The organism is Leisingera sp. F5 (assembly GCF_001593695.1).
Map to the genome: position 1 here is coordinate 1 of NZ_LUKH01000061.1, position 11,133 is coordinate 11,133.

Sequence of the window (11,133 nt, forward strand, 5' to 3'; positions counted from 1 at the left end):
CCCCTCTCGGCGGCAAAGCCGCCTGCCGGGCAGGGGGCGGGAGTATTTGCACAAAGGTGAAATGGGGGCGGTGGTGTGCTTCTGGGACGTGGCGCGCAGCGGTACGGCCCGCGCCTGACTTTACATCCGGGTGTTCGAACCGGTCCGCGCAGCGGCAAACGCTCCGGGGGAGCGTTTGGGGTTCGGACGGGCGGAGCCCTTCGCTGATGCCGGTGCCTTGGAATGTGACGGTGGCGGTGTGCCCCTTGGGACGTGACGCGCAGCGGCACGGCCCGCGCCTGACCTTCCCGTCATGTTGGAGGCATGCTTTCAGCATGACGAAGGCGCATTCGCGCCCTCCCAAGGTCAGGCGTGGGCCTTGTGGTGCGGGACTTAATTGAGGGAGCAGCAAAAACTTGAGGGCGTAAATACTCCAATTTTCGCCCAAGTTTTGACACGGCAAGGTGAAAATTTCCCAAGAAATTCTTCTTTAGGGCTTTTCCATGCTACTGCTTTCACTTGCTGCGCTACTGGTGGTCGCGATCTTTCAGCTGCCTATAGCTTTTGAGTTTCAAATGATACTCGTTGTTCCGATCCTAGCTTTCCAATGGCTGCTGTTGCAGGGCGTAAAGTCTCAGATGCGCCACAAAAGAGCGTGGAGGTCTTTTTCAATCGTTCAAAGGCGCAAGCTGGAGGCGAGGGAAAAAGCGGTTAGAAAAATCATGCGCCTGTTTAATGTTCCACTTGATCCCAACGCAGAACACTTTGAGCAAAGGCAAAAGGCGCTACTTGATAGCCTGGTTCGTTACAATGGACGTCTGCACAAGAAAGAAGATGCTGTGGATGCTGTAAATCTGGTCAGAACCATGACGGATATTTGCGCTGAAGCCACGGGAGCGGCGATCGCTGAGGTGCGTGACGCCGTCTGGTCGCAGTGGACGTCAATGCAAGTTGATATGCTGTTTGAAACAGACGGCAAGCGGTATGAACCAAACGTCGAAAAGTCCCTTGGCGGTCGTTGTCCGACGGGATTGGGCGGGCCGACAGCATTGCGCTGGATTTCCACAAGTGGATGTATGTGGGCTATGACTGCGGCATGGCGCTGCTGCGCAACGAAGACGAGCACAGGGCGGCGTTTTCGGCCCGGCCATCGTATCTGGAGGGGGCCGAGCGCGGGCTGGCGGGTGGCGAGCCGTGGTTCTGCGATTACGGCATCGACCTGAGCCGCGGCAACCGGGCGCTGAAGGTTTGGACCGCGCTGGAAACCTATGGCGAAGCGGCGTTTTCGGAAGCCATTACGGGGAACTGCGCGCTGGCGGCATTCATGGCGGCAGAGATTGAAGCACGGCAGGATATGGCGCTGGGGGCGCCAGTGGTGTCGAACGTCTGCGTGTTTACTGCCCGCAGTGATCTGGAACCTGAGGCGCAGTCCGAGGTCAACGCGCGCGTTGCCCAGACCCTGCAGGAGAGCGGCGAGGCGGTGTTTTCCACCACCCGGTCGCAGGGCCGGGTGATGCTGCGCGCCGCGATCACCAACCACCGCAGCCGCGAGGCGGATGTGCGGGCGGCCATTGCGGCGGTGGCGCGGGAGGCGGCTGCATAGGCGGTTTGCCATGCGCCCGGCCGGATGCCGGGGGCGGGGCTGGCCGGAGGCGTGAAGCTGAAGCAGAGAAAAGGGGCGTTGCCCCTCGGCCCTCCGGCCTCACCCCAAGGTATTTCTGACCAGAAAGAAGCGGCCAGGCTGAAGCCTGCCGGTGAGGCGCGCGGCTGTTGCGGGGGGGCGGATTGGGGCGTAAAGCTGTAGCCATGAAACGTATTGTTCCTTTGCTTTCGTTTGCGCTGATGGTGCCGCAGGGCGCCGGATCGCATCCGCATATTTTTGTCGATACCGCGCTGAAAGTGAGTGTTTCGGACACCGGGCAGTTGCAGGCGGTGGAGATCACCTGGGCTTATGACGAGTTTTACTCGTTGCTGATTTTTGAGGATCAAGGGTTGGACAGCGATTACGACGGTGCGCTGACAGCCGCGGAACTGGCCGGGCTGCAAGGGTTTGACATGGTTTGGACCGACGGGTTCCAGGGCGACACTTATCTGACCCGTGAGGGGGCTGCGCTGGCGCTGGGGGCGCCGGAGCATGTGTCCACTGAGGTTGCCGAGGGGCGCATCACCACCCGCCACCGGCGCGTTCTGCTGCAGCCGCAGGCAGCGGACGGGGTGGTGATCAAGGCCTATGATCCAACGTATTACACGGCCTATACCCTGACCGGCGGGCTGGAGGTTTCGGGCGGCTGCCAAGGGCGCGTCACCCCGCCGGATCTGGATGCGGCTTATACCAAAGTTGAAGAGCTGCTCTATGCGATGCCCGCGGATCAGGCAGAGGCGGCTTATCCTCAGGTTGGCGAAGCCTTTGCCGATACTGTGCAATTGAGCTGCGGGGCGTAAAGTGCGGGCTTTTCTGGCAGTTGCAGCGCTGGCAGTTGCGGCTTTCGCAGCGTGGCTGTGGGGCTTTGGCGGCGCCGGTGTTGTTGCCGCCTGGGCGGGCGAAGGCCAGCGCGAGGCGCAGACCGCGATGGCACGGGGGTTGCGGGCCTTGCGGTCCGGTGAACCCGGGGCGCTGACTGCGCTGCTTGCTTTGTGTTTTGCCTATGGGTTTTTTCATGCCGCAGGGCCGGGGCATGGCAAGCTGGTGATCGGCGGTTACGGCATGGGCAAGCCGGTGCCCCTGGCACGGCTGGCCGGGCTGGCTGTGGCGTCCTCGCTGGCGCAGGCAGCCACCGCGGTGCTGCTGGTGGCGGGCGGGTTGCTGCTGCTGGACTGGGGGCGGGAACAGCTGACCAGCGCCGCCGAGGATGTGCTGGCGCCGGTGTCTTACGGGCTGATTGCGCTGGTGGGGCTGTGGCTGCTGCTGCGCGGTGCGCGGCGGCTGGCGGGCAGCCGGGCCGATGCGGCGGGAGAGCACCGCCACCATCATCAGCATGAAGATGTCTGTGCCTCCTGCGGGCACCGGCACGGGCCCACAGCGGCGGAGGCGGCCAATGTCTCCTCGCTGCGTGATGCGCTGGCGATCATTGGCGCGGTGGCGTTGCGGCCCTGCACGGGGGCGGTGTTTCTGCTGCTATTGACCTGGCGTATGGGCGTGCTGTGGGCCGGGATTGCCGGGGCCTTTGCCATGGGGTTTGGCACCGCAACGGTGACTGTGGCGGTGGCGGCGGCAGCGGTCACCCTGCGCAAGGGCGCGCTGGCTCAGATGCAAGGGACGGGTGTGCTGCGGGCCGCGGCAGTGCTGGAGATCGCCGCAGGCGCAGTGGTGGCGGTGCTGGCCGGCCAGATCATGCTGCGGGCATTGTAAAGGATCACGCGGTCAGGGCGCTGTCCAGCAGGGCAAACATCGGCTCCTGGGTGAGATAGGCTGACATCAGGGCCTGCATCGGGGCGGCTTGTTCACGCGCAGTCATCTCGTGCCAGAAAGTCAGGGACTTGCGCTGCAGCAGGTGTCCGTGCGGGTGGGCCTTGCCATAGGGGGCGGGCACGCGTTTCAGTTCGGGGTCTTTGACGGCAAACCCTTTGAGCGCCAGTATATCCGTCAGCGCTGCGATCTCGTCGCCATAGGCGCCGTCGATGGCAGCACGCCAGCGCGGCAGCTGCGGCTTGCTGAAGCCCATAATACCGCCGCCTGCGGTGCAGTAATCCGGGGCAAGGCCGAAGAACAGCGCGCAACCGCTGCTGTTCAGCGTCCACATCAGGTGCAGATGGGTGGTGTAGGGCGTCTTGTCCTTGGAAAACCGCACGTCGCGCTGCGGGCGGAACAATTTGCCTGTCACCGGAGCGCCGCTGCGCCGGGTGATGGCTTGGGAAATCTCGTCCAGCAGCCGCAGCGCTGGGGATTTCAACTCGGTTTCATATCTGTCCTTCTGCGCGGTGAACCAGTCCCGGCTGTTGTTCTGCGAAAGCGCCGCCAGAAAGGCGCGGGCATCGGGGATCAGCTGGGCAAAGGTGTCGGTCATCGCAAAAAAGCTCCTGGCAAGCGGGCGGAAAACCCGCCTGTGCAGTTTATCACCATAGGCCTGTGCAGGGGCAAGGAAACTCCGCTCTTGCGGGGGGGCACGCCCAAGCCTAAGGCTGACAGCATGAACACATTGGCGAGTAAACACACAGAGATGTCCCTGCGCGGCCATGCCAGGGCGATTGCCATCCTGGGGCTGCCGCTGATCGGCGGCCATGTGGCGCAGTTTGCCATCGGGCTGACCGATACCGTGATGCTGGGCTGGTACGGGGTAGAGGCGCTGGCGGCGGTGACGCTGGGGGCGACCTATTTCTTTTCCATCTTCCTGCTGGGATCCGGTTTTGCCTTTGCGGTGATGCCGATGGTGGCGGCGGCCGCGGGTGCCGGGGAAGAGCGGCAGATCCGGCGCTCGACCCGCATGGGGCTGTGGCTGTCGCTGGTCTATGGGGCGGCGGCGATGCCGCTGTTGTGGTGGTCGGAACCGATCCTGCTGATGCTGGGGCAAAAGGCGGATATTGCCCATGCGGCGGCAGAGTATCTGCGGATAGCCGGCTGGGCGATCTTTCCGGCACTGCTGTATATGGTTGCCAAATCCTATCTGGCAGCGCTGGAACGCACCCAGATCGTGTTGTGGCTGTCTGTTTTCGGGGCCGTGCTGAACGCGCTGGTGAACTATGCTCTGATCTTTGGCAACTGGGGCGCGCCGGAGCTGGGGATCACCGGGGCGGCGATTGCGTCGCTGGTGACCAACGGGGTGTCCTTTGTGCTAGTGCTGGCCTATGCGCTGAAGGTGCTGCCGGAGCATGAGCTGCTGAAGAACTTTCAGCGCCCCGACTGGGATATGCTGGGACAGGTGTTCCGCATGGGGGCGCCGATCGGGCTGACCACCCTGGCTGAAACCAGCCTGTTTGCCGCCTCGGCGATGATGATGGGCTGGCTGGGCACGGTGCCGCTGGCGGCGCATGGGATTGCGATCTCGCTGGCGGGGCTGACGTTCATGGTGCATCTGGGGCTGTCCAATGCGGCTACGATCCGGTCGGGCAATGCGTTCGGGCGGCGCGACCGGGCGCATATGGCGCGCGGCGGCAAGGTGGTGACGGTGATGTCGCTGGTGGTGTCTGTGGTTGGGATCACTCTGTTTCTGACCGTTCCGGACCCGCTGATGTCGCTGTTCCTGGATCCGGCGGATCCGCAGAAGAAGGAAATTCTGCTGATCGGTGCAGGTCTGTTGGCGGCGGCGGCGCTGTTTCAGATGATGGACGGGATGCAGGCGATTGCACTGGGCCTGCTGCGCGGGGTGCAGGACACCGGCGTGCCGATGGTGATTGCCGTGCTCAGCTATTGGGCGGTTGGGATACCGGCGTCCTATGTCTTTGGCTTTGTGCTGGAGTGGGGCGGTGTTGGCGTCTGGGTGGGGCTGATTGCGGGGCTGTCCGTTGCAGGTCTGTTCCTGATGGCGCGCTTTTGGAAGCAGTCGATCAAGACGGTGGGTGCTGCGGCGGCATAAGGGGGCGGGTGCGTGCTGCCCGGCCCGGCCCATTGTATGGACCGGCGAAAACGCGCCCAGGATCATACGCCTGTGGTCAAAGGGAATGTCCGCCGGGATGTCAAAGCGGGGGTCTTTGGCGATCCGGGCTTCGGAGGCTTCCATCTCAGCCTTGCAGGGCCAGACCTGCCAGGCAAACACGATCCGCTCACCAGGCCGGGCAGCGACGGCGCGGCGGAAATCAGTCTGGCTGCCGTCCGGTACGTTGTCTTCCCAGGAGTCGACAGTTTCCAGGCAGCCGTATTCCTTGAACAGCGCGGCGCTGGACTTGGCCCAGGCTTTGTAAGCCTCGAAGTTCTCCTTGGGGACGGGGACCACAAATCCGGCGACATACATGGCGGCTCTTCCAAATGGCGGCGCGGGCAGCATCCGGCCTGACCATGAGTGTGCCACAGCGGAGCGCTGCGCTCCAGACCTGGGGCGGTGCGGGGTTGACCGTGTTTTGCCCCGCGGGCAGGCTGCCGGAACAGCTTTGTATTCATTCAGAAAGAGGCCGTTTCAGATGATGACCGATGCCGACACACGCCTTCTGCGCATTGCCTATGAGGAAGCTAGGGCAGGGTTTGACGAGGGCGGTTGCCCGATTGGTTCAGTTCTGGCGCGCGGCGGCCAGGTGGTGGCGCAGGGGCGCAATCAGCGGGTGCAGAAGGGAGATCCGATTGCGCACGGCGAGATGGACGCGCTGCGCAAGGCGGGGCGGCAGAAATCTTATGCTGACACGGTGCTTTATACCTCTTTGTCGCCCTGCATGATGTGCAGCGGCACCATTGTGCAGTTCGGCATCCCGCGGGTGGTGATCGGCGACACCAAGAATTTTGGCGGCAACGAGGATTTCCTGCGTTCGCGCGGTGTTGAAGTGGTGATTGCCGAGGATCCGGACTGCATCGCGCTGATGGAACGGTTCATCCGGGAGAAGCCTGAGCTGTGGGCGGAAGATATTGCCGAGTGACAGTGGTCTGAGGTCTGACGAAACCATGGCATTTTGCGTCGGGTTTCGAAGGCTTGGCGCAGGGAGTTCGCTGTAGGGTCTGCGCAGAATTGCAATATATGCGCGCACCGTTCGGACGGTGCGCGGCAGCAGGAGGCTCCCCAATGTACAAACCCGTTGTTCTCATCACCTCGGCCACCGGCCGTATCGGCCGCGAGCTGGTGGCGCGTTTGGCCGCCGCAGGCGGGTTCACAGTGCGCGCCTGCTATTTCAGCGAGGCCAAGGCAGACCAGCTGACCGCGCTGGGCGCGGATGAGGTTGTGAAGTTCGATCTGTCGGAACCGGCCACCTGGGAGGCGGCGCTGGACGGTGTTTCGGCGGTCTATTCCGCCTCGCTGGATCCGATGCTGGAGGGGCATCTGAACTTTGCCATGGCGCTGGGCGCGCGCAAGGATCAGATCAAGCATGTGGTGCGGGTGAGCTGCATGGGGGCTGATACCAATACCGCCGATTATGACGCGGACACCCATGCGTCGCGCGCAGGCGCAGGCATTCCGCTGATGCTGCAGCACTATTGGTGGGGCGAGAAGGCGCTGATTGACGCCGGGCTGAACGTGACCGCGCTGCGCAACAACTTTTTCATGAACCACCTGCTGAAGACCGATTGCGACACCATCGAGGCCGAAGGCTGGTTCGCCAACCCGCTGGGCGGCATGCGCAATTCCTTTGTCGCCACCCGCGATATTGCCGAAGCTGCGGCGGCGGTGCTGGCCGAGGGCCCGGAGCGGCATGGCAACAAGTTCTATGACATCACCGGCCCGGCGCCGCAGTCGATGGCAGAGATCGCCGCTGATCTGGGCCGCGCCATGGGCAAGGAGATTGAATACCGCGCCCAGTCTATGGAGCAGTTCGAGGCGGATTTCGGGGCCACCCGCGCCGAGTTTTTTGAATATCTGACCAATGGGTTCTACACCCGCTGCAGCCCGGATTTCTATAACATCACCGGGCACAAGCCGACCTCCTATTATGACTATCTGACCACCAAGGGCGCCAGCGGTGAAACGGGCCTTGAGGAGCTGTGGCAGGGCAACCTTTGGAAGAAGGGTGTCGATGCGATGAAAGACGCGGCCGCCGCCACGGGGTCCTGAGCCGCAGCGGGCCGGTTGTCAGCCTGAAGGAAAAAGAGGGGCTTCGCGCGGGCAGCGCGAAGCCTCTGGCCTGTCCTGCGTGGGGGGACTGCGCGGGCAGGCCTTCATCGGCGCTGAGCCTGCGGTACTAGCGGCTGATGCCTGACAGCAGATCCGGGTTCGTGATCAGGTTGCAAACACCGTGGGCGTGATCCTCCAGAAAGACATTGTCTTCCAGCCACTTTCCAACCGAATGAATGTTCACCTTGGCGACCTTGGGGCGCACACTCCAGGAGACCTGGAAGGGGGAGCCGTCCTCGTTATAGCCGGGGCCGGTGGTGGAGCCGGCATATTGCACCGGTGTGCCGGTATCGCTGGGAATATTGCTGGCCTGATGCAGCCCGTTTGCTTTGCCCAAGTGGGCCAGTGCGCCGAAGTCGAGCGCATTTTCGCCGTTCACCAGCACAAAAACCTGCGCTTCGACCCGCAGCTGCGGGTTTTTGATCGCATCGCTGAGGCAGGACCCAAGGGTCGGGCCGGGCTGCACCTGGGCGGTGGAGTGGACGTAATGCACCTCGATCGTGTCTCCGGGCTGCAGGTCTCCGTGTTCGGTTGCGCCGATGGGATGGTCGAGCGATGCCAGTTCTGCGGTGGTCAGCGTGCCGCCGTATTTGTAGCCGGTGCCATAGCCGTGGCCGTCGCCATTGCCGGCGAAAGTAGTGAATTCACCGCCGCGGTGTTCGGCGTTTTCGTGAAAGTGGATGTTGCACAGGTTCATTTCTGCATAATCCGGGGCCGCCTCAAAGCTGCGCGTGTTGCTGCCAGCGGCGGCGTCTAGGTCGCGCGGTGACTGGGGACCGGAACCTGCGCCCTTGGTCTTGGCCGCGAGGGCTGCGCGCTGTTCGGCAATCACACTGTCCGCAACGGCACCCGCGCCGACAGCATTGGCTGCAGTCCCGGCAAGCAGGGTGGAAACAGTTGCGGCGATCAGAGACAGAATGGGTTTTTGCATAAGGATTCCTGTTGTAACTGAGAACAAAAGCGGGATGTACCGGTGCACCTCGGGTTCTGCGGGTGCGGGGCTGCTCAGGCAGCAGCGGTCAAGATGTGATGCTAGGGTTGTGTCAATTGGAAATGAAGCAACTTATAGTTGCTTCACGGGCTCGCTGCATCCGCTTCGGCGGTGTGATATGCTGGTTGGAAACACTGCCACTGGCGACAAGGAGGCACCTGTTATGGCAAGCTCCGTTCCCTGTCCCGTTTTTCCGGCGTCTCTTAGGGGCGTTTTGCTCGCCTGCCTGGTTTTGATCGCCCTGGCTGCGGGCGCCGCGGCAGAGACTGAGCGGCCCCGGAGCGGGCTGATGTGGAACAGAACCGGACTGCCGGCCGTTTTTCCGTTGCAGGTGAAAAGCCCGCCGGGGGCGGATTATTATCTGGTGCTGAGCAGTGAAGAGAGCGGGGACGAGGCGCTGGCGGCCTATTTCAAGGGCGGCGCGTTCTTTAAAGTGCTGGTGCCGCCGGGCCGTTTCGTGCTGCATTTTGCCAGCGGATCCGGCTGGCAGGGCGAGCGGCGGCTTTTTGGCCCCGAAACGCGGGTCTTCAAGCTGCCGGATGTACTGGAATTTGCCATCCGCGGGGCAGGGATCAAGGGCGGGCACAAGATCACCCTGACGCGGAGCGGCGCCAATTTGCAGGCGGCGGTCAAGGAGCAGTACATCTGTCAGGTTGCGAGTCTGGACGGGCCGGTGCCGGAGCCCCGCCCGCTGCAGGAAACCGGGCATCTGTTCCGCCTGGGCGGTGACCGTCATGAAAGATGGGATCTGCATCTGCGGTGGCGGCTGGGGCTGCGCGCGCCTGAGGCGGGCACGGCGGAACAATTGTGGCAGCGCAGACGGTTTGTGCTGGGCAGCCCGCTGTTGCCCAGGCGCCGGGTGATCCGGCACGACCCGGTCACCCGGCAGGCGGAGACCCGGTTCCGGTCTTATTCGGTGCGGTCGCTGTTCTGCGGCTGAAGCGCCCTTGCGGGCCGGAGGTCAATCTCCGCCGCGGTCTTTCATCAGCCGGTCGGCCTTTTTGCGCACCAGCACGCCGCGCAGGTCGTGCATGGCCAGCAGCAAAGCGTCGGTGACGTCTTCCAGCTGCGCATCCGTGGCGCGGCTGTTGGCCCAATGGGCGGTGAGGTTCAGGTGATCGATGGCGCGGTGGATATCGTCGGTATCACGGGCCGCAATGGTGGCGGCGCGGTCTTCCATCCAGGATTTGATCTCGGCGATGTCCTGTTCAGACAATTCGCGCTGGCCATGCGCTTTGATCTCGCCGTTGCGGATGTTCACAACGGCGATCTGGTCCATCTCAATCCGCCGGTTGCGGTTCTCGGTGTCCACGCGAAAGACAAAAGCGCCGTTCTCACGGACGCGGAAATAATAGTCCGGCAGATCGGCGCTCATCTCTTGTTCTCCCGTTACGTCAGCGCGGCGCAGAAGGCCTGGATGCGGCTGCAGGCCGTCTCCAGCGCCGCGTCGGATGTAGCGTAGCTGACGCGGAAGTTGGGCGACAGCCCGAAGGCGGCGCCAAAGACCACGGCCACGTCGGCCTCTTCCAGCAGGGCGGTGGCAAAATCCTCGTCCGTTTCAATCACCTTGCCCGCGGGTGTGGCCTTGCCGATCAGCCCGGCGATGGATGGATAGACATAAAACGCGCCTTCGGGCGTGGGGCAGGAGATGCCGTCAATCTGGTTCAGCATCCGCACCACCAGATCGCGGCGGCGGACAAATGTCTCGTTGTTGGGCGCCAGGAAATCCTGGGTGCCGTTCAGCGCCTCTACTGCGGCCCATTGGCTGACGGAGCAGGGGTTGGAGGTGGATTGCGACTGCACCTTGCGCATGGCGGCGATCAGCTTCTCCGGTCCTGCGGCATAGCCGATGCGCCAGCCTGTCATCGCATAAGCCTTGGAGACGCCATTGCAGGTGAGGGTGCGGCCGTACAGAGCCGGTTCCACTTCCGCCGGGGTGCAGAATTCGAACCCGTCATAGGCCAGATGCTCATACATGTCGTCGGTCATGATCCAGACATGCGGGTGGCGCAGCAGCACATCAGTCAGTTCCTTCAGTTCCGCCCGGCTGTAGCCCGCACCGGTGGGGTTGGAGGGGGAATTGAAGATGAACCATTTGGTTTTCGGGGTGATCGCAGCCTCCAGCTGATCAGCGGTCAGCTTGAAATTGGTCTGGATCGAGGTCTCGGCAATCACCGGCGTGCCGCCGGCCAGCAGCACCATGTCCGGGTAGCTGACCCAATAGGGGGCAGGAATCACAACCTCGTCGCCGTCGTTCAAGGTCGCCATCAGCGCATTATAAAGCGTCTGCTTGCCCCCCGTTCCGACCGAGACCTGAGCGGGCGTGTAGTCCAGCCCGTGGTCGCGCTTCATCTTGGCGCAGACCGCCTGTTTCAGCTCGGGGATGCCATCGGGGGCGGTGTATTTGGTCTTGCCCGCAGCAATGGCGGCGACCGCCGCGTCCTTGATATTCTGCGGCGTGTCAAAGTCCGGCTCGCC

At 63.1% G+C, this 11,133-nt stretch carries 11 protein-coding genes and 1 pseudogene; 7 read left to right on the forward strand and 5 right to left on the reverse strand.

The genetic code is table 11. The annotated features are described in order from the left end of the window. Positions 1-997: 997 nt before the first annotated feature. The 3 genes from A2I95_RS22825 to A2I95_RS22835 all read left to right on the forward strand — a co-directional run bounded on the left by A2I95_RS22825 (position 998) and on the right by A2I95_RS22835 (position 3,328). Entirely contained in the window at positions 998-1,582 is a 585-nt protein-coding gene (locus tag A2I95_RS22825) for a pyridoxal-dependent decarboxylase (protein WP_291733540.1), read from the forward strand. A gap of 203 nt (positions 1,583-1,785) precedes the next feature. Beyond that, positions 1,786-2,421 (forward strand): DUF1007 family protein, encoded by a 636-nt coding sequence (locus A2I95_RS22830; protein ID WP_291733541.1) that lies wholly within the window; start codon positions 1,786-1,788, stop codon positions 2,419-2,421. 1 nt (position 2,422) lies between these two features. Then, positions 2,423-3,328: a hypothetical protein gene (locus A2I95_RS22835; protein WP_291733543.1), complete on the forward strand. Its 906-nt coding sequence runs from the start codon at positions 2,423-2,425 to the stop codon at positions 3,326-3,328. 4 nt (positions 3,329-3,332) lie between these two features. Here A2I95_RS22835 and A2I95_RS22840 read toward each other — a convergent pair whose 3' ends face one another. Further along, complete coding sequence (locus tag A2I95_RS22840; protein ID WP_027259427.1) at positions 3,333-3,983, reverse strand: TIGR02453 family protein; 651 nt, start codon at positions 3,981-3,983, stop codon at positions 3,333-3,335. A gap of 123 nt (positions 3,984-4,106) precedes the next feature. Here A2I95_RS22840 and A2I95_RS22845 point away from each other — a divergent pair, with 123 nt between their 5' ends. After that, complete coding sequence (locus A2I95_RS22845; protein ID WP_035920431.1) at positions 4,107-5,489, forward strand: MATE family efflux transporter; 1,383 nt, start codon at positions 4,107-4,109, stop codon at positions 5,487-5,489. A gap of 87 nt (positions 5,490-5,576) precedes the next feature. On the opposite strand, the pseudogene A2I95_RS22850 reads toward A2I95_RS22845, so the two are convergent. Next, positions 5,577-5,897 (reverse strand): annotated as a pseudogene (locus A2I95_RS22850) (DUF1428 domain-containing protein); the annotation flags it as partial. Positions 5,898-6,030: 133 nt separating this feature from the next. On the opposite strand from A2I95_RS22850, the gene A2I95_RS22855 reads away from it, so the two are divergent. Both A2I95_RS22855 and A2I95_RS22860 read left to right on the forward strand, forming a co-directional pair. Further along, entirely contained in the window at positions 6,031-6,477 is a 447-nt protein-coding gene (locus A2I95_RS22855; protein ID WP_084294494.1) for a nucleoside deaminase, read from the forward strand. A gap of 143 nt (positions 6,478-6,620) precedes the next feature. Next, a complete protein-coding gene (locus A2I95_RS22860) occupies positions 6,621-7,604 on the forward strand; it encodes an NAD(P)H-binding protein (RefSeq protein ID WP_291733547.1) in 984 nt (327 codons plus the stop codon). Positions 7,605-7,731: 127 nt separating this feature from the next. Here the strand turns inward: A2I95_RS22860 and A2I95_RS22865 are convergent, their stop codons facing one another. Further along, the gene (locus tag A2I95_RS22865; RefSeq protein WP_291733549.1) at positions 7,732-8,595 is read right to left on the reverse strand and encodes a delta-class carbonic anhydrase; all 864 of its coding nucleotides are present in this window, start codon (positions 8,593-8,595) and stop codon (positions 7,732-7,734) included. A gap of 349 nt (positions 8,596-8,944) precedes the next feature. Between A2I95_RS22865 and A2I95_RS22870 the strand changes: the two genes are divergently transcribed. Next, complete coding sequence (locus tag A2I95_RS22870) at positions 8,945-9,595, forward strand: hypothetical protein (protein ID WP_291733551.1); 651 nt, start codon at positions 8,945-8,947, stop codon at positions 9,593-9,595. Between the two features lie 21 nt (positions 9,596-9,616). Here A2I95_RS22870 and A2I95_RS22875 read toward each other — a convergent pair whose 3' ends face one another. Both A2I95_RS22875 and A2I95_RS22880 read right to left on the reverse strand, forming a co-directional pair. Further along, positions 9,617-10,030: a hypothetical protein gene (locus A2I95_RS22875; protein ID WP_027259422.1), complete on the reverse strand. Its 414-nt coding sequence runs from the start codon at positions 10,028-10,030 to the stop codon at positions 9,617-9,619. 14 nt (positions 10,031-10,044) lie between these two features. Beyond that, on the reverse strand, positions 10,045-11,133 hold a 1,089-nt coding region (locus tag A2I95_RS22880; RefSeq protein WP_291733552.1), incomplete at its 5' end, for a pyridoxal phosphate-dependent aminotransferase.